Source organism: Picosynechococcus sp. PCC 7117, assembly GCF_001693275.1.
Taxonomy (GTDB): domain Bacteria; phylum Cyanobacteriota; class Cyanobacteriia; order Cyanobacteriales; family MRBY01; genus MRBY01.
This window is the reverse complement of sequence record NZ_CP016482.1, coordinates 25,877-48,827: the sequence shown is the minus strand read 5'-3', so window position 1 is coordinate 48,827 and position 22,951 is coordinate 25,877. Positions and strand designations below refer to the sequence as shown.

The 22,951-nt window shown below is 47.5% G+C and carries 16 protein-coding genes; 15 read left to right on the top strand and 1 reads right to left on the bottom strand.

All coding sequences use genetic code 11. The annotated features are described in order from the left end of the window. Nucleotides 1-193 precede the first annotated feature (193 nt). From AWQ22_RS15275 to AWQ22_RS15265, 3 genes are all read left to right on the top strand, one after another. Nucleotides 194-469 carry a hypothetical protein gene (locus AWQ22_RS15275; RefSeq protein WP_030008123.1) on the top strand — a complete coding sequence of 92 codons (276 nt, stop codon included), beginning with the start codon at nucleotides 194-196 and terminating at the stop codon, nucleotides 467-469. Between the two features lie 250 nt (nucleotides 470-719). Then, nucleotides 720-1,460, top strand: a complete 741-nt coding sequence (locus tag AWQ22_RS15270; protein ID WP_084449082.1) for an SH3 domain-containing protein — start codon at nucleotides 720-722, stop codon at nucleotides 1,458-1,460. A 145-nt stretch (nucleotides 1,461-1,605) separates the two neighbouring features. Then, nucleotides 1,606-3,336, top strand: a complete 1,731-nt coding sequence (locus AWQ22_RS15265) for an ABC transporter ATP-binding protein (RefSeq protein ID WP_065711858.1) — start codon at nucleotides 1,606-1,608, stop codon at nucleotides 3,334-3,336. A gap of 148 nt (nucleotides 3,337-3,484) precedes the next feature. Here AWQ22_RS15265 and AWQ22_RS15260 read toward each other — a convergent pair whose 3' ends face one another. Further along, nucleotides 3,485-5,083 carry a hypothetical protein gene (locus AWQ22_RS15260; RefSeq protein WP_065711857.1) on the bottom strand — a complete coding sequence of 533 codons (1,599 nt, stop codon included), beginning with the start codon at nucleotides 5,081-5,083 and terminating at the stop codon, nucleotides 3,485-3,487. Between the two features lie 249 nt (nucleotides 5,084-5,332). On the opposite strand from AWQ22_RS15260, the gene AWQ22_RS15255 reads away from it, so the two are divergent. The 12 genes from AWQ22_RS15255 (at nucleotide 5,333) to AWQ22_RS15205 (ending at nucleotide 22,935) form a co-directional block, all read left to right on the top strand. After that, nucleotides 5,333-6,685 carry a cytochrome P450 gene (locus tag AWQ22_RS15255; protein WP_065711856.1) on the top strand — a complete coding sequence of 451 codons (1,353 nt, stop codon included), beginning with the start codon at nucleotides 5,333-5,335 and terminating at the stop codon, nucleotides 6,683-6,685. Between the two features lie 110 nt (nucleotides 6,686-6,795). Beyond that, on the top strand, nucleotides 6,796-6,930 hold the full coding sequence (locus AWQ22_RS17450) for a hypothetical protein (protein ID WP_397428296.1): 135 nt from the start codon (nucleotides 6,796-6,798) through the stop codon (nucleotides 6,928-6,930). A gap of 167 nt (nucleotides 6,931-7,097) precedes the next feature. Continuing rightward, entirely contained in the window at nucleotides 7,098-8,051 is a 954-nt protein-coding gene (locus tag AWQ22_RS15250) for an AraC family transcriptional regulator (protein ID WP_065711855.1), read from the top strand. Nucleotides 8,052-8,282: 231 nt separating this feature from the next. Next, the gene (locus AWQ22_RS15245) at nucleotides 8,283-10,760 is read left to right on the top strand and encodes a TonB-dependent siderophore receptor (protein ID WP_065711854.1); all 2,478 of its coding nucleotides are present in this window, start codon (nucleotides 8,283-8,285) and stop codon (nucleotides 10,758-10,760) included. Nucleotides 10,761-10,784: 24 nt separating this feature from the next. Next, nucleotides 10,785-11,810 carry an ABC transporter substrate-binding protein gene (locus AWQ22_RS15240; RefSeq protein WP_084449064.1) on the top strand — a complete coding sequence of 342 codons (1,026 nt, stop codon included), beginning with the start codon at nucleotides 10,785-10,787 and terminating at the stop codon, nucleotides 11,808-11,810. Then, nucleotides 11,807-12,205 (top strand): DUF1636 family protein, encoded by a 399-nt coding sequence (locus AWQ22_RS15235; protein ID WP_065711853.1) that lies wholly within the window; start codon nucleotides 11,807-11,809, stop codon nucleotides 12,203-12,205. Before AWQ22_RS15240 ends, AWQ22_RS15235 begins: the two co-directional genes overlap by 4 nt. A 27-nt stretch (nucleotides 12,206-12,232) precedes the next feature. Then, nucleotides 12,233-14,008, top strand: a complete 1,776-nt coding sequence (locus AWQ22_RS15230; RefSeq protein ID WP_065711852.1) for an ABC transporter ATP-binding protein — start codon at nucleotides 12,233-12,235, stop codon at nucleotides 14,006-14,008. A 210-nt stretch (nucleotides 14,009-14,218) separates the two neighbouring features. After that, the gene (locus AWQ22_RS15225; RefSeq protein ID WP_065711851.1) at nucleotides 14,219-15,307 is read left to right on the top strand and encodes an AraC family transcriptional regulator; all 1,089 of its coding nucleotides are present in this window, start codon (nucleotides 14,219-14,221) and stop codon (nucleotides 15,305-15,307) included. Between the two features lie 189 nt (nucleotides 15,308-15,496). Continuing rightward, on the top strand, nucleotides 15,497-18,004 hold the full coding sequence (locus tag AWQ22_RS15220; protein ID WP_065711850.1) for a TonB-dependent receptor: 2,508 nt from the start codon (nucleotides 15,497-15,499) through the stop codon (nucleotides 18,002-18,004). Between the two features lie 49 nt (nucleotides 18,005-18,053). Next, nucleotides 18,054-19,100, top strand: coding sequence for an iron-siderophore ABC transporter substrate-binding protein (locus tag AWQ22_RS15215; RefSeq protein WP_065711849.1), 1,047 nt, complete (start codon nucleotides 18,054-18,056; stop codon nucleotides 19,098-19,100). 178 nt (nucleotides 19,101-19,278) lie between these two features. Beyond that, on the top strand, nucleotides 19,279-20,259 hold the full coding sequence (locus AWQ22_RS15210) for an AraC family transcriptional regulator (protein ID WP_065711848.1): 981 nt from the start codon (nucleotides 19,279-19,281) through the stop codon (nucleotides 20,257-20,259). A gap of 156 nt (nucleotides 20,260-20,415) precedes the next feature. Further along, nucleotides 20,416-22,935 (top strand): TonB-dependent receptor domain-containing protein, encoded by a 2,520-nt coding sequence (locus tag AWQ22_RS15205; RefSeq protein WP_065711847.1) that lies wholly within the window; start codon nucleotides 20,416-20,418, stop codon nucleotides 22,933-22,935. The last annotated feature ends 16 nt before the right edge of the window (nucleotides 22,936-22,951 follow it).

The following is a 22,951-nucleotide window of genomic DNA, read 5'->3' as shown; positions in this document are numbered from 1 at the left end:
GCTTACAAAGTTTGTATGTCTGCCAGATTGTCAAGCTCTAACGCAGCAAAATTAACATTGCGTTACAATGTGGCCAAGGCGAAAATATCAATACCCCATAAAAATCGAGAATCACAATCCTCGCTACGAGAATTGCAACTGACTCAACATTTACGGCGATCGCCTTTACTGATAGCTACTGGTTTACCGACTCATGTTTCCTAACCTCCTCAATGCCACCCAAGAATACTGGCGCAAACTAGATGCCCTGGAAGCACGGTATCAACAGGGAGAAATTTCGCTACAAGAAGTTGATGCAGAAGTAGCCAGACTAATGCGAGAGTTAGGCGATGAACGACGCCGCAGTCTACGTAGTTTTAAAAATATGCTGCAAGGGTGGTTTCGTGATCAAAAGGAATTCGTTTACGGATTGCTCCTAGTTGTCGTTGTTGCCTATGGCTGGGTCATTTCAACGACACAATTATCCTAAAGCGAATCCCGAAGTCCAAAGCGATATTTTGGATCCCATAGATGGCATTTAAAATAGAGTTATGAGTGCCACAAACCATCGGTTGTCTAGATTGATTTTTCTATGCGGCTGTCTATATGTTTTAGCGAGTTGTCATCATAGATTGCCCCAGGAAAACGCGTACCCAAATTTAAAGCTCTCAGAAACAACCGAAACGTCTTCTAAGGAAATTATTAGGGGTCAAGCTGATTGGCAAACCCGTCTGCAAAAAATGGGTGCAAAAGCAGAAGATATTTACTACATCAAATTTTATAAGGATGCCGCTGGTCGAATGCATGGCAAAGTGACCAGAGATTATGGGGGCAGCGAGGTGGTTTTTGAACTGGGACTCATTTCCTGGGCACCAGAAACAGTACAGCTTGCAAGGCAAACCAAGCAGCAATTTGGTGATGTGATGGGGGCTCACTTTAACATCCATGGTCTACAAAAAAGGACATCCTTGGGAATCCAGAACTTTATGCAGATCCATCGTGGCTTTGCGCTCCATGCACCCATCTGGGGAGAAGGCCCTCTGCAACATAACGGCTTCATTGATCCCAATGGCCATGGCTGTGTTCGTGTGACAGAACACCAACGTCTCTATGATTTAGCGAAAAGCCTAGAGGGCTATTTGGCCTATGGCCAGGGTCTACCTATTTTGGTCGATTATTCCGTCTTCATCGACACTGACGCGGTTGTACCGTCAACGATCCGATCTCTCCTACCCGCTAATCTGCCAACCTGGTGTGCAATTAATGTTTCCGCAGATGGAGGTCTAGGCCGCGTTCGAGTAGAACCGTCTACCGATTCTACGATTGTCCAAGAACTCACGCGAGATGCGAAGGTAAGGGTTGAGGAGAAGGTGATGGGTGACAACGTCAATAATTCAACGGATTGGTATTTTGTTACCTTTACCCTCGGCGGCCCCCAGGCAGGTTATATTCATGCTTCACTGCTTGATTGCACCCGATAGAAGGACAGTTTTCTCAACACTGTATCTTGTGAGGGTGTTGCCATTGGACAATTTTGGAGAAACTATTTACACTTTGGGGCGATCGCCACAGAATGATGCTGCGATGAACTCGAAACGATTTGCGTTGCCTGGATCGACTTAAACAATGAACACCGCCACCAGTTACCAATTTCTCAGAACCTATCTCAAATCCCAGCAAACGCCCCTGTTCGTCTTGGCGATCGCCCTATTGGGGAGCATTGGTTTACAGGTTGTGAACCCACAAATTATTCGCTTTTTCATTGATACGGCAGTGGATGGGGGTTCCCAACGACTTCTTTTGGGGGCCGCCCTGACTTTTATTGGTTTTACGGTGGTGCAACAACTTTTGGCGATCGCCTCTACCTATTACAGTGAAACCATTGCCTGGAAGGTGACAAATCGTCTGCGCCTGAACTTGGTGGAACATTGCCTCAAGCTCGATCTCGATTTCCACCGTCGCTATTCCCCCGGTAGCCTCGTCGAACAAGTCGATGGTGATGTTGAACAACTCTCCCATTTTTTCTCGCAATTTGTGTTGCAAGTGCTGGGCAATGGTCTGTTGGTGGTTGGAATTCTCAGTGTTGTGTGGTGGGAAAACGCTTTAGCTGGGATAAGTCTGAGTTTGTTTTCCCTGGGGGTATTGGGAATTTTAGGTTTTCTGCAACGGGTGGCCATTGGCCCCTGGGGTCAATATCGCCAAGCCAGCGCCGAATTTTATGGCATGGTCGCAGAATATTTAGGGGGATTAGCCGACCTCCAAGCAAATGGGGCGACGGATTATGTGCGCCAACGTTTTTATCGTTTCATTCGTCGGTGGCGACGCACCTATCACCGCGCCCGCTGGACAAGTACCCTCCTTTGGGGCGGTACAGTGGGCCTGTTTACCGGGGGCAATGTTCTCGCTTTGGGCATTGGCACTTATCTTTGGTCACAGCAGGCGATCACCATCGGTACCATTTACCTCCTCTATTACTATGCGTCGCTCCTCCAGGAACCTATTGAACGGATTCGGGAAGAATTAGAGCAATTTCAACAGGCGATCGCCAGTCTCCAGCGCATCCAAACTCTACTGCAACAGCCCCAACCCAAGCCACCCAGCACCATCATTGCCCTATCCAATGCGGCCCCTAGCGTCGAATTCCAGGGGGTTTGGTTCCGTTATTCCACGGGGGATTATGCCCTGCGAGATTTATCGTTTCAGTTACCCCCAGGCCAGGTGCTCGGTCTTTTGGGCCACACCGGGAGCGGTAAAAGTACCCTAATGCGCCTGCTGTTGCGGCTTCACACCATCGAACGGGGCCAAATTTGTCTCGGTGAGGTTGATCTTAACCACCTCTGTGCCCAACAGCTCACCCAACAGATCGGTTTTGTCACCCAGGATGTCCAGCTTTTTCAGGCAACGGTGCGTCAAAATTTAACCTTCTTTAATCCCCACATCGACGATCAAGACATTTTTACTACCCTTGAGGAGTTGGGCCTCGGCCCTTGGTTCGCGAAGTTACCCCAGGGTCTAGACACAGAACTTGGGGCCGATAGCAGCACCCTTTCTGCTGGTGAGGCACAACTCTTGGCCTTGGCAAGGGTATTTCTGCGGGATCCGCGCTTGGTCATTTTAGATGAAGTCTCCTCCCGTCTTGATCCGATGACGGAGAAGCTCTTGGAACGGGCAATTCGACGTTTGTTAAAAGGTCGTACCGGCATTATCATTGCCCATCGTCTCGAAACCGTGGCCCAAGTGGACAAAATTTTGATCCTGAACCAGGGTCAATGTCTCGAATATGGCGATCGCCAAAATCTCGCCACCAATCCCGATTCCCACTATGCCCGTCTATTGGGCTTGAACCAGACTCTATAGCGGCCCTAAAAAGAATCAGAGCTTTTGCCTGGAGTAAATACTTAGGTGGTCAAACGCCTCAGCATTAAACGGGTCATGTAAGCAGAAATGCTGGTCTCAGATATTTCTGCTTAAGGAAAGATGCTTTGTTAGGGAATTTTGGCGATCGTTACCAGGATAAAGTTTGCTGCCATTCCGGGAAATACCTCTGCAGTGCGGGCTGTAGTTCTCCAAAAGGCAGAGTTGCATCATTCTGGGAGTCCCATTGCAAATCCGCGTTTATGCAAGCACTACAGAACACTTTCACCAGGGCATAACCTAAGGGGTTGGGCTGCAACTTTTTCATCTGCCAGCCTTCACCTTTTGCTGGCTTGCTAAGGGTGAGGTTAAGCAGACCAAACATTTCCATCAGAAATATATTCTCGAAGCCTGGGTAGTAACTGAGAAAGTCATAGTCTTTTGCCTCTTTAAACGTAACCGATTCTTGTTGAGCTAATTTTGACCAGCTACTGATCAGGCGATCACCCATGGTCAAGGGGCCTGAACGTTCATTTCCCAGCATTTTGGGATGACTTCGGATGAGCCAAGCTTCCAGTAAGGTGAAATATTTTTCTGTGGCGTTGAGTTTTTGCCATGAAGCATACACATCAGGATTTAAAACCATCTGTAGCTTCTTGCCCCTAGCGTCGATCTTGGCAATGCCGGTAGTCCGCAGCAACAGATAAAGCCCGTGAATATTGGGATAAGACTTCTGCACGGGGCGCTTCAGATCCGAATCAATAGGATGGCTCAAACGGCTATTCAAGTCGATCACAAATTTTGCCGATAGCTGTTTGAGTTTGCTGCTGACAGGAACTCCCTCGCTAATAAAATCTAGTGTGGTCTGGAAGTCCTTCAGAATCGTGCCGGGTTCCGTTGCGCTAATGGCTTGGTTCTGGAGAATATTCTTTTCTTCTGCCGAAAGGGGAGAAAACTCAGTTTCTAAGCTTTCTCGTATCAAGCTGCGCCGCATATTACCCAGGGCTTCACTTGGGGATGCTGAGGACACTGGTTCTACTCCAATTTCCGCTTCTAGCATGGATATTATGTCCTCAATCGCCTCGGGTTCCAATTCTGTCAAGGCTCCCAAAAACCGAGTGACCAGTTCTTCCATATCGATCTGTTCTCCCTCTAGCAACATTGCCTGATCCAGTTCCTCAAGGACAGCCTTTATATCTGCTGAGGTAGATGGAGGTCGTTTTGACAGGTTCTGGTTGTACTCTGCTTGAAATGCCTGTAAACCTTGTTGGGTAGTCATGTCATAGCCGGCTTCCATACCCTGTATCATGAAGTTTTTGGCCATGCCGCCCCGCTCCGGATCAAACATCCATCGGGGAAATTGGTCTTTGATAGAGTGTAGGTATTTGATGATGGCCTTAGCGCTGCGCAACTTATATGCTTTGTGGAGATAAGTCCAAAATGCTATTAGTTCGTCAATGGCATCATCCGTATCACTGGGATCGAACAGGGTGAGTTTACGGGGCAAGATATACTCCATTATTTCCTGAGCGTTACCCTTGGTCATCTTTGAAAGGGTATAGCCGCCATAAATGTAAGCCATCTCGATAAATGTGCCCGTCCAGAAGCCTCCTATGGGATGGTTGTCGAGGTACTCTTGCCCAGTTTCAGAGTTAACAAAATTCTGAATTGCTTCAATGATGTACTCTTCCAGGATAGATTCGGCTGCATCGTAGTCCAGATTATCTAGTTGACCAATCAGAAATGTCATGGCGAATACCTCATATCACATTTGGAGAGTGTGCTTAGTTATAGGCTACTGTGCGCTCTAGCGTTAAATTGCTGATCGCAATAAATTTTCAGCCGTGACCCTATAAAGAAATTTCGGATGTGGCTTTAGGGAAACACAAGGTCTTTCTGGGTGGCAGATCTGCTGTCTTATCTGAAAATTTACAATCATAGGGCAATTTGTTACCTTACCTAATGGCTTGATAAATATACGACTCTTTGGCGATCGCCCATGACTTCCCCCAGTAAACTGCCCTTACCTCCCGGAAAATTCGGTTTGCCTGTAATTGGCGAAACCATTGAATTTTTCACAGACCGTAATTTTCAAAAAAAGCGATTGGAGAAGTATGGTGACGTTTTCAAAACAAATATTTTTACCAAACCCACGGTGGTAATGGTTGGGGCAGAAGCTAATGAGGTGTTATTCCGCAACGAAAATAAATATGTCAAGGCAACCTGGCCAAAAAGTACCCGGATTCTCCTCGGTGCCGATTCCCTCGCTACCCAGGAAGGCGGTATTCATAGTTCCCGGCGGCGCATTATCTTTCAAGCATTTCAGCCCCGCGCCCTAGAAAGTTATATTCCCACCATCGAAAAAATTACCCAGCGTTATCTCACTCAATGGGAGCAAAAACAGGAATTTGCTTGGTATGATGAACTCCGCAAATACACATTTGACGTCGCCAGTACCCTATTTATCGGCAAAGATGGCGGTGCGGAAACGCCCTTAGCGAATCTATTTGAGGAATGGGTTAAAGGATTATTTTCCCTGCCGATTAATCTTCCCTGGACGGCCTTCGGTAAGGCGATGAAGTGTCGGCGAAAACTGCTGCGTGAGTTAGAAATGATTATTGGCGATCGCCTGAAAACCTACGATGCCAATGCAGAACCCACCGATGCCCTTGACCTACTGATTCGGGCGAAGGATGAAGACGGTAATTCCCTTTCCATCGATGAACTGAAGGATCAAATCTTGCTCCTATTGTTTGCTGGTCACGAAACCCTTACTTCGTCTCTGGTGTCTTTTGGATTATTGGTCGGACAGCATCGCGACGTTTTTGAAAAAATTCGTGCAGAACAAGACGCATTGGACATTGGCGATGGGTTAGATATGGCGACGCTTCAACAAATGACTTACCTGGATCAAGTTTTTAAAGAGGTTTTACGACTTGTCCCTCCAGTGGGCGGTGGTTTCCGGGAAGTAATCAACACCTTTGAGTACAAAAATTTCCAAATTCCTCAAGGTTGGGCGGTTCAGTATCAAATTGCCCAAACCCATAAGGACGAAGCCCTATATCCTGACCACGAAAAATTTGACCCGGAGCGTTTTTCACCGGAACGTCTGGCAGATAAACAGAAAAAGTTTGGCTTTATTCCCTTCGGCGGCGGTATGCGGGAATGCATTGGCAAAGAGTTTGCCCGTCTAGAAGCAAAAATTTTGGCATCGATGCTTGCCCGTGATTATGACTGGGAGTTATTACCTGACCAAGACTTATCGATGCAAGTGATTCCGACGCCATTGCCGAAAGATGGTTTACAGATACGCTTTTATCGACGGAAAGAATCGTCATCAACAACGGCATAGTGCCATTCTCAACAGAAACGCACGACCAAGACATCATCCCCTAGAGCTAGGTAAATACAGTGGTAAAGCCCGTGTCCGGAGCATGGATATTACTGTCTTTGGCATCTGGCATGACTCAAAAAGAAATCCTTTACGATTTCCCCCATCTAACAGAACAAGATATTCCTGCTTGTCTTAGCCCTGCTGCTGATCGGGAGCAAAGAACGATGACAATTGTGGTACGGAGCTACTTTTGCAAGATCTGACTAAGGCGATCGCCAAGATCTCATCGTCAATCCCGATTCCCACTATGCTCATTTATTGGGCTTGAACCAGACCCTAGAGCAGTCCTAAAAAAACAAACAATTGAGAATAATTAGTAATTGAGGTAGACTGATTCTGCCTCGGTTTAACTTGTTTATTCTTCATCCTAATGACCATTACCCTTTCTCAAGCAGAATATTGGGATTTGTTTCAGCGCATACCAAACTCCCAGGGAGCTACAGCCAGTTATGCATTTCCCAGCCTATGGGGTCAAGGATTATTGCGAGAATATCATTTGCGAGAAGAATTAGATTTGGCAGTTGAAAATGTTGCTTTAACCGAAACAATTGCCTTAAAACATAACGAACGATTCCATCCCATTGAATATAATTTTGAAACAATTCACCATTCTGGCAAAACTGAACATCGCTATGCTTTATATGGCACTGGTTTAGCGCCAGTGGAAACCTATACCCATCATCGGGATACAACTATTTCGAGTATTAATATTCATATGGAAGCACCGTTACTTCGTGCTTGGTCAGGGGATGTAGAAGGGGATTGTCCTTGTCTAAAAAAAATACTGCGATCGCCGGAAGAAAAATATTATGAAGTTTCCCGTAAACAAACCGCAGCGATGCAAATGGTCATCCAACAAATTACCCAATGTCCATTTGAAGGTCTAACCCAACGCCTGTATTTAGAAAGCAAGATTTGGGAGTTGACTGCCCTTATTTTGGAAGATCTCACCCAGGTCGCAACGGCGATTCCTTTTGCCGACTACTCGTTAAAGGCAGATGATCTAGAGCGGATTCACTACGCCGGAAAAATCCTCCAGGAACGGTTGGTAAATCCCCCTTCCCTGATGGAGTTGGCGCGGGAAATTGGGATTAATGATCACAAATTAAAAGTGGGTTTTCGGCAGGTTTTTAAAACGACGGTATTTGGCTATCTCCATGATCAACGAATTGAGCGATCGCGACAACTTTTAGAATCTGGTGAGATGACGGTGACGGGAGCAGCATCGGCGGTCGGGTTTGCAAATCGGGGTCATTTTGCCGCTGCTTTTCGGCGTAAATTTGGCATAAATCCGAGTCTTTATGCCCGCCAAAGAAAACTATAGCAATCAATTTATTAAGGTGTATTGAATGGGGTTTTTCGGCCAAATTCTTGTTGTAGTCAGCCTTAAATTCTAGACAAAACCCATGGATTTGTAGCCCATGATCCCAAAAAACTCCCGCAGGCGATCGCAAAAACTCCGGCTTTGGATCATTTTCGGCAGTGTAAGGCGAAATAATTCAGTACGTTATTAAGAACTTTTTGAAGTAAGTGTTCGTGTTGTGGGAGTGAGTTTATGCACTATTGGTATCGATTATTAGGTTTGACGGGCGGTGTTGCCCTTTTCTGGGCCGCCCAAGAATTGTCCGCTGTGGCGGCATCGCCTCAACCCTCTGACGCAACGGCAGTTCCTACTTCCATGACATTGGCCCAGGCGACGACGATCATTACGGATGTGGCGATCGCCACCGAAGGCGACCAGGTTGAACTACAGTTTACGGCAACGGCTCCCCTAGAAAATGCCACAGTGATCCAAAGGGCGGCAACAACGGAAATTACGATTCCCAATGCCAGTGTGACCCAAGCAGAGATACTCCAGGAATTTGCGCCGGAATCCGGTTTGGAACAGATTGAAATTCGCAATCAAGCTGACAATAGTGTCCAAATTTTGATCCGCAATGGCGATCGCCAAATCCAAACCCAACTGATTACTACAGCTACAGGTTTGACCCTAAATATTGAACCCGTTCTTGTGAGCACTGACGAAGATAACATTGAAGCCTTTGAACTGGTGGTCACCGATGCGGAACAACCTTACAATCCCCGCAGTGCCACCACCGCCACCGGTTTAGAAACAGACTTACGGGATATTCCCCAATCCGTCGAGGTGATTCCCCAGGCGGTGCTCCAGGATCGTAACGTCACCGAATTAGGCGAAGCCCTCGAAACCAGTGGGAGTATTGTTTCTAGTGGTGGCCGAGGAACCAGTGTTTTTGGGCCTGGTTTTTTGATTCGTGGTTTTGCGGCGGAAGAATCCGTTTTCCGCGATGGTATTGAAACCTTTTCCCTGGCGGCCCTGGATACGAATGACATTGAACGGGTAGAAGTGCTCAAGGGGCCAGCCTCCGTTCTCTTTGGCCAGGGAGATCCCGGTGGGGTAATCAACCTCGTTTCAAAAGAACCCCTCGCAGAACCTTTCTTTGGCATTGATGCAGCCATCGGTAGCTTTGCGAATTATCGGGGCAATCTTGATCTGTCCGATGCCCTCACAGAAGACGGTGCAGCCCGGTATCGTTTGAATTTTAGTTATAGCAATTTCGGCAGTTTCCGGGATTTAGTTGATGGGGAACGGGTGGTGGTCTCGCCTCGATTGAGTTTTGATCTGAGTGAAGCCACTTCCCTGGATGTCTATGGTCAGTATGCCTATACCCGCGAAACCATTGATGAAGGGATTCCTTTTACGGCATCTGGGCCAGTGGATGTACCTCGTAGTCGTTTTGTGGGAGAAGATTTTGGGGAGTTTTCTGAGAAACGATTTAATCTCGGCTATGACCTTAACCACGAGGTCAACGAGAATTTCTCATTAAAACATCAGCTCCAGTTTTTGCAGTACCGACCGCGCCGCTATGCGCCTCTCTATACCTTTTTTGATGAAACAACTGGCAATGTTGATCGACTAGAATATTTTGCGGGGGGATCTTACCAACGCTTTTTTACGAATATCGAGGCGATCGCCAAGTTTGAAACGGGCGGCATTAAACACCAGGTTTTAGGGGGCGTTGAATATCGCAACACCTTAGAACAGCCGGAGTTTCAGTTTAGTAATGACTACACACCGATTAATGTTTTTGATCCGGTATATACGGGGATTCCCTATGCGATCGCCCCAGAATTTTTCCGGGATGACACCATCAACACGGTCGGGGTTTATATCCAAGATCAGATTGAATTTTCGCCCCAATTTAAAGCCCTAGCGGGTCTGCGCTACGATTTTGTGGAGCAGCTCCGGTCAACCCAAGACCTGGGCGGCCCCCGTAATGAATTTTTCCAAAGCGATGAGGCCCTATCCCCTCGTTTGGGTGTGGTGTACCAGCCCATCGAACCTATTTCTCTATATGCTTCCTACAGCAAATCCTTTGAACCAACCTTTGGCACTTCCCGTGATCCTGATGGAATGAATTTTGAGCCGGAACGGGGCCGCCAATGGGAAGTGGGGGTTAAAGCAGACTTAAGCGATCGCCTTAGTTTTACCGCCGCCGCCTTTGATATCCGCAAACAGAATGTCATCGTCCGGGATGGTGCTTTCAATGGCTTCCAGACGGGGGAACAAACCAGTCGCGGTTTAGAGTTTAACCTCAATGGAGCCTTAACCCCTGGTTGGAATGTGACGGCGGCCTACACATTGCTAGATGCTTTTGTCAGTAAGGAGGATATTAACCCTAATCTTGAAGGTAACCAGCTGCCGAATGTGCCCCAAAATCAGTTCAGCCTCTGGACGACCTACGATATCCAACAGGGAGCCCTAGAGGGTTTGGGCTTTGGTCTGGGCTTTTTCTACGTCGGCGATCGCCCCGGCAACATCGACAATGAATTCACCTTGCCCAGTTATTTCCGCACCGATGCCGCGATCTATTACCGGCGGGACAATTGGCGCGCTCAGTTGAACTTTGAAAATTTGTTTGACACGGAATACTTCACCGCTGCCGATGAATTCCAATTTGCGACTCCCGGTGCGCCCTTTGCGGTGACGGCTAAATTCGCGGTGGATTTTTAAAACATCAATTAGGAGGTTTGGGACATGCAAGGATGGTACTTGGGGCGTAGGATACAAGGTTGGCTAAAACTCTGGCTGATTGGACTGGTAAGCCTTTGCCTGGTGGTGGCCTGTCAACCTTCGCCTCCCCCATCCCAGGACGTAACTGCTGACTGTGTGACGGTGAGCCACAGTGCGGGGGAAACTTGCATCCCCAAAACTTTCGAGCGATTGGTGACGTTAGATTCCGTGTCATTTGAATATGCGATCGCCGCCGATCTCCAACCCGTCGGCACGACCCTGAGCAATTTTCAGACAGCGTTGCCTGCCCTCCAAACCGACGTGGCCAATATTGGTCAAAGCGGCGAACCGAGTTTAGAGGAAATTCTCAAGCTCGATCCAGATTTATTGATTGGTTTAGATTTCCACGGGGCGATCTATCCCCAACTCAGTCAAATTGCGCCGACTTTTTTATTGAATTTTGAGCATAGTGGCCTTTGGAAGCCGATCTTTCAGAATTTTGGAGAAGCTCTGGGAAAAACCGATGTGGTCGCCGAAAAACTCGCTGCTTACAACCAGCGTGTCCAAGAGTTACAAAATCGTTTGGGCGATCGCCGCCAGGATCTCCAGATTTCCGTGATCCGTCTTTATCCCGACAGCATCACCATGTATTTACAAGATTCGTTTTGTGGCACGATCCTCCAGGATGTGGGGTTAAGCCGCTCCCCAGCCCAGGCCGTCGATGCCGAAACAGCCCAAGCCCAGTTTGGTAACCCAATCCAAGCCGTCTTAAGCGAAGAGCTACTGTCCGAGGTAGATGGCGATGTGATCTTTGTTTGGACAGGGGAAAATACCGCCACTGCCAACGCTGAAGCCCAGGAAAAATTAGCCGACCTCCAAAAAAATCCCCTCTGGAACCAACTGCAAGCGGTACAAAAAGGGCAAGTCTATCAAGTGCCAAGTTATTGGATTGGGAGTGGGCCAGTGGCTGCAGAGGCAATTTTGGATGATTTATTTACCCACTTAACTGATTTTTTTACAGAAACAACAACGGAAACCACTGAATTATGACTGCCGCTGCTCTCCATCAATTAATTGTCTGTGAAGCCTGCACTTGGCCAACCGCTGCAACCGATCACCCCGCAGATGAAAAAACGAACTGTCTCACAGGGGCCGACCTTTTGGCCGCACTTCAAGCACTGCATCAACGGTGGCCTTACCGGGATCAGCTCAGTCTCAAAACCACCAGTTGCCTGTGTATCTGTGATAACCCCTGTGCGATCGCCTTTGTGGGGCGACAGAAACCCAGTTTTCTCTTTGGCGATCTCGATCCAGAAACCACAGCGGCAGATCTCCTCACTGCAGCGGCGTTGTATGTGGAAAGCGAAGATGGTATGGTGCCCCTCTATCAACTCCTTAAATCCTTGCGACCCCACCGGATCGCCCGCCTTCCTCCGGCTCCCTAAAGTTTTTAACCTCAAATCAGACAAATCATGGCGAATTCCATCTGGCGCATTCTTTGGCATTTAATTGGCTATGCCCAACGGTTGTATTGGCTGGATGCGGCGCTTTGGTTTTTGATGGCTGCTTTGGGGGCGTTACCGGGGATTTTTATTCGGAATTTTTTCGACCAACTCACGGGGCGATCGCCTGCTAATTATTCTCCTTGGCTCTGGATTAGTTTGGTATTAGCGACGGGCCTAGCGCGGGTGGTGGCGATTTTTGCCGGACGACTGACCAAAACCGAACATCGTTTTCTCATTAGTACCCTACTGCGCCACAATCTTTTGCAAGCTCTCCTCCAACGTCCGGCGGCCACCCTTACCCAAACCAATGCCCAGGGTCAAACTCACTCCATCGGCAGCGTGGTCAACCACTTCCGGGAAGATGTCTTGCAACTAGAGGACCTCGTCGTTGGTACAAATGAAATTATGGCCGCTGGGATTACGGCGATCGCCGCCTTGGGTTTGTTACTCACGGTCAATGTATCGATTACCTTATTTCTCTTTTTGCCCCTCGCCATCATTATTGCCCTGGTGCAATGGTCAGAACGCCGTCTCAAACGCTATCGTCAGGCCAGTCGCCAGGCCACCCAACGGGTTACCGCTTTAATTAACGAACTGTTTACTGCCGTGCAAGCGGTCAAGGTGACGGGCTCAGAAACTTATGTTTTAGCAGAACTCCGCAGCCGGGGCGATCGCCGCCAAAAATTGATGGTTCAAGATCGCGTTTTTACCGCCTTACTGGAAGCGGGCTTTGCGCAAATGACCAATTTCGGCACGGGTTTAGTCCTCCTCCTGACTGCACCAAAATTAAGCCAAGGTTTAACGGTGGGTGATTTTGCTCTGTTTGTGTATTACCTAAACCTGATTACCCATTTCTTCAGCTTTTTGGGGAGCTTCCTTGCTTCCGCGAAACAAAGCGACGTATCCTGCCAGCGGATGGGCGAGATCCTCGATGCGCCCCCGGCTCCCCCCGATATTCACCCCCTGACCCTTGCCGCCCCCCTTTATCTTCCTTCTCCCCTAAAGGCCGCTCCCCCGCTACCACCTGCCCAGCGTTGTTCCCAGATTTCTCCCCTCAAAACGCTACGGATCGAAGGTTTGACCTACTATTACCCAGATCAACGGCGGGGCATTGAGGATATCAGTTTTACTCTCCGCCAGGGCAGTTTAACGGTGATTACGGGGCCAATTGGTGCGGGTAAAACAACCTTATTGCAAGTCTTTTTGGGGCTATTGCCCTGTGAGCGAGGGGCTTGGTTTTGGAATGGGCAGGCGATCGCCAATCCCCAGCATTGGCTGATTCCGCCCCAGGTGGCCTATTTGCCACAAATCCCCCAATTGTTTAGCTCCTCCCTGGGGGAAAATATTTGCCTCAATTGGCCCAATACCACCGCCGAATTGGAGTGGGCGATCGCCACCGCTAGCCTAGACACTGATCTCAAAACTTTCCCAGAAGGCCTCGAAACGCCGATTGGGACTAGGGGTTTACGCCTCTCCGGAGGGCAAAAACAACGGGTGGCGATCGCCCGGATGCTCCTCCGTCAACCCCAACTTCTGATCTGTGACGACCTTGCTAGCGCCTTGGATATCGAAACAGAACAACGGCTTTGGCGGCGTCTTCTCAGCACCAAAGGCCATTCCCAAGAGGCTAAATCTTCTCAAACGTATCTGATTGTTTCCCATCGACCCCAGATCCTCGCCCAGGCTGATCAAATCCTTTATCTTCAGGCAGGACGGCTGGAAAAAATAATCACCCAAACTTAGGCCTTATCAGGAGAATTTGCTACCCTTGCCTCGAAATTTACCTGCAAAATCAATCTGGTGTTCAAAGTCAACGACCATTCGCCTAAACCTATCAAGCGAGAATTAGGGAGTGGTGTATTTCTTATTAATATAAATGTGCAAAATACATGCTAGACTTTTTCATTAACTAAAATCGAAGCTTAAGCAACAAACAACATCAAAGACTTAACTATGGCTATCCGGCTGTCATTAAACGAAGAAACAAACTGGTTTGTGCCGGGTAGCCCAGATAATCCAGCTCTGCTCCATGGGGATCCTTCAGATCGAGTCTGGGTTTGTCCCTCGGCTTTAGGACGGGGATATAGGCAAGAGATTCCGCTACAGGAAGATCTGAGTCTTTGGGTACTAGACTATACCCTTGAGCAAGATGTCATTATCGATGGGATAGAAGATCGAGATTGTTTAGAATTTGAATTTCAGTTGAGCGGTTCCCAAGCAGGCTATAGTTTTTTTCTACCTTATTTTGGGTTTAACAGTCTCTACATCAAGCCCGCTGGTCAACGGTTTTTTAAAGTAGAACTGTTTTTTCGTCAACCAACCCTCAACGCTTACTTTCAAGCCTGTTTAGACCATTTATCTAGCCGGAGTCAAAAGGTTGCAGAGCAATTACTCCAAGCTATTTATCAATTACAAACCAATGTCTCAACCGTTGGCCATAAACGACATCTGTACCCCAGGGCAACACAGGGCGATCGCTGCTTGCCAGTGCGGCTAGAAGAAGTTTTGCAAGATAGTTTATATACCGATGCAATGGTCTTAGATTATGCTGCCCAGGCACCAATTACAGCAGCAATGCAGGAGACCCTTGGACATATTCTAAGTTGTCCTTACCACGGTGCAAATCGCCGTCGTTATCTACAAGAACAGGCCTTCACCTTGGTCTCTCTCTATCTCCAGGCGATCGCCGCCTATGCCCGCCTCGAAAAGCAGTTTGACTATATCCATGAATCTGCTGCCATTCTCAGGAAAGAACTGTCAAATCCTCCTTCTATTGAAGCCCTTGCTCGCCAGGTAGGGACAAATCGCCTCAAACTGAACCAAGGGTTCCATCAAATGTACGGCACTACCCCCTTTCGCTACCTACGGGATTGTCGGGTGAGGCAGGCCCGTAAATTGCTGATGACCACGGAACTATCGGTTAGTGATGTCGCCTGTCAGGTCGGCTATGGCAGTCCCAGTCGTTTTACCACAGCCTTTCGCCAGCAATTTGGCCTCAACCCCAAAGCCTTTCAGTTGCAAGCTTGGCAATTAGCAAGCTAATCCTGACATACATGCCAAAAAAAATGCGTTTAGGGCGAAAAATATCTAGGCAAGGATTAGTCCTTCTTCTATCTTTATTGAGAATATTTTGTTCCAAGCTCAATCAATGGGCTGTCGTAATTTACGAATCCGCGTAGTCAATAAAGGAGTTGCAGGGAAAGCCTGTAATCGAAGGTCGTGAGGAATCAAATGAATAATCATCTATGTCATTGGAGTGCGTTAACCATTCTAGGAGTAACAGGAATTGCAATCCTGAACGCCGCGCCTGTCATAGCCGAGACCCAGGATTTTGAGGTGCTGCCACCCACTATCGAAATAAGCTCAGAAAATGCTGATGTGCTTACCGATGTGCAAGTTCAGGCTACAGAAAGCGGACTGGTGATCACGTTTGAGACGACGGCAGAAGCATTACCAGCCGTAACAACGACAACGGTCGGCGATCGCCTAATTATCGAGATTCCTGATGTGATCCTGAGTTTGCCAGGAGAAAATATCGTTGAGGTGCTTCAACCAACGGCAGAGATTGAATCTGTGCAGATATCTCCAGGAGAAAATGGTGGTGGACGAATTGTTATTACTGGTTTAACAGCGCCGCCGATGGCCGCGCCACAATTAACAGGCGAACAATTGATTGTTGAAGTAACGCCGGATGAATCAATTGCAGAAAATCTAGAGCTTGTGGTCACGGCAGATGCCACGGCAGATGCGACGACGAACAGCTACACTGTCAGTGAAGCGACAACAGCAACCCGTACTGATACCCCCCTCGCAGAAATTCCCCAATCAATTCAGGTCATTCCCAAAGCTATTTTGGCAGATCAAGGGGTAAGTAGCCTCGATGATGCCTTGCGTAATACCAGTGGTGTTCTACAAAATTCGGCGGATGCGCGGGGACAACGGTTCGTCGTGCGAGGTTTTGATAGTGCTTCGGTATTACGGGATGGTTTTCGGCCGACCTTCGGTTTCAGTGGCAACATTGGTTATCCTGAGCTGGCAAATATCGAACAAGTTGAGGTATTGAAGGGGCCAGCCGCAATTCTCTATGGGGTCTCGGAGCCGGGTGGGGTCATTAACCTAGTCAGTGAAAAACCTCTGTCTGAACCGTTCTATGAGGCAACCCTGGAGTTGGGTAATCGAAATCAGGTTGCGGTGGGGGTGGATCTGTCAGGTCCCCTAAATGAGGATGGTAACTTGCTCTACCGACTAAATGCCCTCTACCGGAACAGCGATTACTATCGAAATTTTAATGTTGATCTAGAACGGACTTTTATCGCCCCAACACTGGCTTGGCAGATTGGCGATCGCACGGATTTAGATCTGTTTGTGGAATATTCCGCTGACCAGCGGCCCTATGATACAGGCCTGGTGGCAATTGGGGATAGCGTGGCAGACATCCCCTTTGATCGAAACTTGAGTCAGCTTGATGATATTAACGAAGCAACTTACTGGCGCACAGGGTATGAGTTTGAGCATCGCTTTAGTGACAACTGGAAAGTGCGGAATGGGTTTAACTACATTGCTTACAACACCATTTTTGAGTCTTCATTCACGTTAGGCTTTGATCCAACCACTGGCGATCTAGACCGGAGCTATATTCAACTGGATCAACCCAGTAGTACCTACGCTGTGCAAACGAATGTCGTTGGGGAATTTTCCACAGGAGCAGTTGACCATACTGTACTGATGGGCGTTGATTACATTCATCGGAATCAGTCAGGGAACAACCTTCGTGGTTTTGGGCCAAATTCATCCTTTACTCAAAATATTTTTAATCCAGTCTACGGTACAGTGCCGCGACCAGACTTTGAGACTCAACCCATCATCCGTTTTGGAGATACTTATATTAATGCGGTTGGCATTTACCTCCAGGATCAGATGGATATCGGCGATCGCCTCCATCTTTTGGCCGGGCTGCGCTATGACACCGTTTCCCAACGTGTTGTGAATCCTACCTCACTAGCTGAAACAACCCAGAATGATGATGCTTTTGTGCCTCGTCTAGGAGTGGTTTACCGTCCCATCGAACCGATTTCTCTCTATACCAGTTATAGTCAGTCTTTTGCACCCAACAGTGGCACAAATGTCGATGGGGACACATTACCGCCCGAAGCGGGAGAGCAGTTTGAAGTTGGAGTGCGGGCTGAGGCACTAGAAGGAGCCTTAGTTACCAATCTTGCTTATTTTGATATCCGTAAAAATAATGTTGCCACCTCGGATCCAGACAATATTGGTTTTTCGATTAATGCGGGTCAGCAACGCAGCCAAGGGATTGAACTGGATGTAATGGGGGAAATTCTCCCCGGCTGGAAAATTGTGGCGAACTATGCCTATACCGACGCCCGGGTGACGGCGAACAATGATGGTCAAGCGGGAAATCGTCTGATCAATTCCCCTTACCATAGCGCTAATCTTTGGACGACCTACGAGTTACAAACGGGGTCGCTTAAGGGGCTGAGTTTTGGGGTCGGCGTGAATTATGTCGGCGATCGCTTTGGGGATCTCAACAACAGCTTTAGCCTAGGGGATTATTTCCTCACTAATGCGGCGATCGCCTACCGACAGGACAACTGGCGGGCGGCTTTAAATTTCCGCAATCTCTTTGATGTCGAGCACATCACAGGTACCCGCAATAATCGCTTTGAGGTGTATCCTGGCGAAGGCTTTACGCTTCTGGGTACCCTCGCGGTTGAGTTCTAAAAACATTTTCGGTAAATTTTATCCGCGCTGGGGGCGCAACAATCGATTTATGCTGCGATTTTTTCACTTACCCTATTGGCTGCTGAGTGTGTGCGGCTTCTTAATTGCGATTTTGCTGGGGGCTTGTGCTGGCGAAATGCCGGAGACTCCCGTTACTACCGATTGTCGGGAAGTGCCCCATCTGATGGGCTCCACAACGATCTGTGGCACACCGCAAAAAGTAGTGGTACTGGGGGACCATTCGCTCGATTTGTTGCTTTCCCTGGGACGTCAACCAGCGGGACTTGGGAGTGTCAATGCCTTTGCTCACCTAGAAACCTTTGATAACCCTGAGGCCCAGATCCCCTACCTTGGCCAATTTGTAACGACTCAGCCCGTTAATGTTGGTGATTCTAGTCAACCCTCCCTAGAAGTCTTAACCCAGTTAAAACCGGATCTCATCGTTGGCGAAGGGGGGCGTAATCAGGACAACTATAAACTGCTTTCCCAAATTGCGCCGACGTTGCTCTGGGACATTCGCACCAAGGAAGGACAGTGGCAAAAAAATATCCAAGCCTTGGCCTTAGCCCTTGGTAGTCCAGAAAAAGAGACAGCGGCGATCTCCCGTTATGATGACCTCGTTGCCGAAGCCCGTAGTGATCTAAGTGTTGCCATCGAAGCCGCACCCAAAGCCCTGCTCCTGGGTGCTAGTCGTCTTAACAGTGGTGAAATTATTGCGATTACTCCAAAAAGCTACCTTGGTGAATTGATGGAAAGTTTGGGCTTTCAAGTGATTGCGCCGCCTACGACCCTGAACTATGCACCTCTTTCCCTGGAAGTGTTACCGACAATGGATGAAGCAGACCGTATTTTTGTTTTGGGCTATGATGTGGGCAATAACCAAGATATCTCAACAGCCAATACCGATGAATTATTGGCGGCACAGACGGCAGGCATTGAGAAAGATTGGGCAGAGAATGCGATCGCCCAAGCCCTACCTGCCAGCCAAGCAGATCAAGTTTATTTCGCAACTTACTGGATGTGGAATGGTCTCAATGGACCCCTCGGCACAGAACTGATCCTAGAAGAGTTACGTCAATTTTTGTTGGCTCAGTAGTTGTTTTGATTATTGGTCTTTTTCTTCCGGCGATCGCCACTTGCCAATAGACCAGATCGCTAATCAGAAACTCAGGGACTATGATCTACGCAGTTTATTGCAAGTGTATAGCAATAAATATCCATCTCCTGTATAATCTTGGGCAAGAGTTACTATTTATGCGAGCTATTGCTGATTAATGGCTATTGTTATCTCACTAGATCAATATTGGGAATTAATGCAAGAAGCAGCAGTCCTGCAGCATTCAATTAATAGTAACTTTGAAAAAAGCTGGCAATATAGTTTTCAATTGGGTCATGGCATCGAGAAAGAAATTTGGATTAATCCCCACATTTCCCTCTCAATTACGAACTACCGTTCCAAAAATGCTCTGGTACTCAAATTGCCAGAACGAAAGCATTGTTTAGAATTTTGTTTTTATCTGCAAGGTAGTTGTCAAATTTCATCATTAGGCGAAGTTAAGGCAGGAGAAAGTTTTGTCTTTAGCGGTGGAATTGCTCCCCAAGACTGCCTGCAACATCCAGAACGGGAGAAACGATTAATCATTAGCATTCATATGGGCGTGGATTATTTTAATCGATTAATCTCTCCTTTTTTGTCAACCAAAAATTCAATTGCATACCGACTAAGCTCACCCACAGAAGATTGGGTTTACCGAAAATCTTTGCCTATCAACCCAGTCATTCAACTGGTGCTTCAGCAAATTCTTAACTGTCAATATCAAGGTGTAACAAAACAACTCTATTTAGAAGGGAAAATTTTAGAATTAATTTCGCTGCAAATTGATCAACTTGATCAAACCCATAGAAAATCTTCTCCCAAGTTACCAAATAAGGACATTGACTGTATTTATGAAGCGAGTGAAATTCTCCTGCAACGATTATCGACGCCCCCTTCCCTGACAGAGCTCGCAAAATTAGTCGGCATCAATGACCGCAAACTGAAGCAAGGCTTTCGCGAAGTCTTTGGCACTACAGTATTTGGATATTTGCGCGATCGTCGTCTTGAGCAAGCACAGGAATTACTTTTGAGCGGACAAATGCAAGTTAAAGACGCCGCAAAGACCGTGGGTTATGCCAGTCCCACCTCCTTTAACACCGCTTTCCGCAAGAAATTTGGGATTGCACCAAGTTTATACTGCACCCAAAAACAAATTTAGTCCGCCTCAAAGAGGTCGAGGGTCCGTTTCAAAGAGGTCAACCCCTCCAAAATTACTTTTTCACCCTGTAGGCTTATTGGATATCTTTAGCAACAGTTGCTTGGGGATATTTCCCAAGATCACGATTGAGCAATTTAGTTTTGTGTGAGGACAGACATGAAAAGAACTTTACTGAGCCATATGCTCGTGGCTGGAATCACTTCAGTCATTGCCACTGCACCTGTTTTTGCCCAGGTGAGCATCGTCACTGATATTCGAGTTTTGACAACGGATTTCGGACTAGAAGTTATTTTAGATACTTCAGATAATGTCCCCTTAGAAGCTGCCATTGTAAAAGAAGGCAATAGTATTATTGCGACTATTCCCAATGCTCAATTATCGAGAAGTACATTTCGTGAAGTTGATCCTATTCTGGGAATAACGGAAATAACAGCTCTCAATCTCGATCCCAACACCCTTCAAGTAACGATTACCGGAGACATAAACGCTCCTCAAGCCGAGATTGTCCAAAGTCCCCAAGGGTTAAGCCTCAATGTGGTGACTGCCATGGCAGAAACTGAAGACTTAGAGGTCATTGAGTTAGTGGTCACTGCCACCCGGACAGAGGAAGACCCCCTTGATATTCCCCGCTCAATTACGGTTATTAATCGCCAACAGATCGAAGCACAAAGTGCTGTGAGTAACAACACTGCTGATATTATCTCTCGCTTCGTGCCTGGCCTGGGCGCTCCTAACCTATCAAATCGTGCCAACGCACAAACCCTACGAGGCCGGGATTTTTCTGTTTTAATTGACGGCATTCCCCAACGCTCCAATCGTAGCCCGAATATTCAATTGGAGTATATTGACCCCGATCAGATCGAACGCATTGAGGTGGTCAGTGGCCCCACAGCCATTTATGGTGCAGAAGCCCTAGGGGGGGTGATTAATATCATTACCCGTCAGCCCCAAGAAGAACAGTTTCTTTCTACAGCTGAAGTTGGATTTAATAATCTTGCCTTTGGCGAAGAAGAAAGTGTTGGTACAGATTTACGCTATGACATTTCCGGCAAGGAAGGCAATGTTGACTATCGGCTCTCCCTAAGTCGGACAACAACGGGAGATTTTTACGATGCAGAAGGAGATTTAATTCCGACAGATAACCGTACTCTGGATAACACAGAGAGCCTTGGTCTTTTGGCGAAGTTGGGGATAGATATTGATGAAGCGCAACGGTTGGAATTTAACTTTACCTATAATTCCGATGATCGCGACATTGAAATTCTCCCTGTTCCCAACAGTGACCCCGATGGCAAAACCCTCGCAACCCGCCGCCCTATTGGTTTTTCAGGTGCTACGGATCCCGAAATCCGGAGTTTAAGTACCTATCTCACCTACACCCACGACAATCTTTTTTTAGATAGCCAAGTTGATGTTCAGGCCTATTATCGTAATAGCTTCCAGAGTGGCATTCCCAGTGACGCAAGAAATGATTTCTTCTTTGATGCCATTGTTTTAACTCGGGCCGAGGAAGAGGCATTTGGTGGACAACTGCAAATTGATACTCCTCTAGCAGAGAATGCCAATTTATTGTGGGGAGCTGATTTTGAATTTCAGAAAAACGGCGCTAGCGTTACGGAAGAAGCAGATCCCGTTGCATTTGATCAAGACGGCATTTTTCGCACGATCAATGAATATGACAACCTCGCTCCGGCCTATGATCTTGATAACTTAGGTTTGTTTGGACAGTTGCAATGGGATGTAACCGATAAATTTCTGTTGAGTGGTGGGGTACGCTATGACCGTTTTGGGTTCAGCGTTGATGACTACGTAACTTTCTACGATGATGATTTTAATCGCTTTTTTGATCCGGGCTTTGATGAGGCTGAAGCGACTATCGAGGGAGGAGAGCGCACCTTTGATGCAACGGTTTTCAATGTTGGGACTGTATATCAAATGACACCTGAGTTGAGTGCGTTTGCCAACTTTTCCCAAGGTTTTTCTGTGCCTCGCTTTTTAAGTTTTTTGGGCTTTCCGCCTACGCCTTCTACTTTTACTATTGATGGCTCTATCGATGATCTACAACCCCAGAAAGTTAATCAGTATGAACTAGGCCTTCGTGGTCGTTGGAATACGGTGCAGTTTTCTCTAGCTGGTTTTTACAATACTTCAGATTTGGGTGCCAGATTAGTGGAAAACGACCGAGGTATTCTCACGCTACAACGGGCTCCAGAGAGAATCTACGGGCTAGAAGCGAGTGTAGACTGGCAACCGAGTGATCGCTGGCAACTTGGGGCCGTCGTTGGTTGGAACGAGGGGGAATCTGATCCCAACGACGATGGTAATTTCCAAGCTCTCAATAGTTTCAGCATTCAGCCACTCAAACTAACCGCCTATGTGCAACATGAAACTTTGCCAGGCTGGAATAATCGTCTGCAACTGTTATATGTCGGTGATCGCGATCGCGCCTTTGAAACCCTTGATGATCGTGGTAGACCAGTCGATCCTAAGGCAATTGAAGGTTATGTCGTTGTGGATTACATCAGCAGTGTGAGTCTCGGCGGCGGCACTCTACAAATTGGTGTCCAAAATTTATTTGATCATCAATATTCTTCTGTCTACTCACAGGCTCTAAGAGCATCTAACTTAGCTGAATCCGGGAGAACCCTCACGGCAAGTTATCGCCTGAGTTGGTAATGGGTAGAACAAAGAA

What these genes read in the sequence shown, in the direction of transcription:
- AWQ22_RS15260 (WP_065711857.1), bottom strand. Translation starts at nt 5,083, where the DNA reads ATGACATTTCTGATTGGTCAACTAGATAATCTGGACTACGATGCAGCC.
- AWQ22_RS15245 (WP_065711854.1), top strand. Translation starts at nt 8,283, where the DNA reads ATGCACTATTGGTATCGATTATTAGGTTTGACGGGCGGTGTTGCCCTT.
- AWQ22_RS15275 (WP_030008123.1), top strand. Translation starts at nt 194, where the DNA reads ATGTTTCCTAACCTCCTCAATGCCACCCAAGAATACTGGCGCAAACTA.
- AWQ22_RS15225 (WP_065711851.1), top strand. Translation starts at nt 14,219, where the DNA reads ATGGCTATCCGGCTGTCATTAAACGAAGAAACAAACTGGTTTGTGCCG.
- AWQ22_RS15270 (WP_084449082.1), top strand. Translation starts at nt 720, where the DNA reads ATGGGTGCAAAAGCAGAAGATATTTACTACATCAAATTTTATAAGGAT.
- AWQ22_RS15250 (WP_065711855.1), top strand. Translation starts at nt 7,098, where the DNA reads ATGACCATTACCCTTTCTCAAGCAGAATATTGGGATTTGTTTCAGCGC.
- AWQ22_RS15240 (WP_084449064.1), top strand. Translation starts at nt 10,785, where the DNA reads ATGCAAGGATGGTACTTGGGGCGTAGGATACAAGGTTGGCTAAAACTC.
- AWQ22_RS17450 (WP_397428296.1), top strand. Translation starts at nt 6,796, where the DNA reads ATGACTCAAAAAGAAATCCTTTACGATTTCCCCCATCTAACAGAACAA.
- AWQ22_RS15265 (WP_065711858.1), top strand. Translation starts at nt 1,606, where the DNA reads ATGAACACCGCCACCAGTTACCAATTTCTCAGAACCTATCTCAAATCC.
- AWQ22_RS15220 (WP_065711850.1), top strand. Translation starts at nt 15,497, where the DNA reads ATGAATAATCATCTATGTCATTGGAGTGCGTTAACCATTCTAGGAGTA.
- AWQ22_RS15215 (WP_065711849.1), top strand. Translation starts at nt 18,054, where the DNA reads ATGCTGCGATTTTTTCACTTACCCTATTGGCTGCTGAGTGTGTGCGGC.
- AWQ22_RS15235 (WP_065711853.1), top strand. Translation starts at nt 11,807, where the DNA reads ATGACTGCCGCTGCTCTCCATCAATTAATTGTCTGTGAAGCCTGCACT.
- AWQ22_RS15255 (WP_065711856.1), top strand. Translation starts at nt 5,333, where the DNA reads ATGACTTCCCCCAGTAAACTGCCCTTACCTCCCGGAAAATTCGGTTTG.
- AWQ22_RS15210 (WP_065711848.1), top strand. Translation starts at nt 19,279, where the DNA reads ATGGCTATTGTTATCTCACTAGATCAATATTGGGAATTAATGCAAGAA.
- AWQ22_RS15205 (WP_065711847.1), top strand. Translation starts at nt 20,416, where the DNA reads ATGAAAAGAACTTTACTGAGCCATATGCTCGTGGCTGGAATCACTTCA.
- AWQ22_RS15230 (WP_065711852.1), top strand. Translation starts at nt 12,233, where the DNA reads ATGGCGAATTCCATCTGGCGCATTCTTTGGCATTTAATTGGCTATGCC.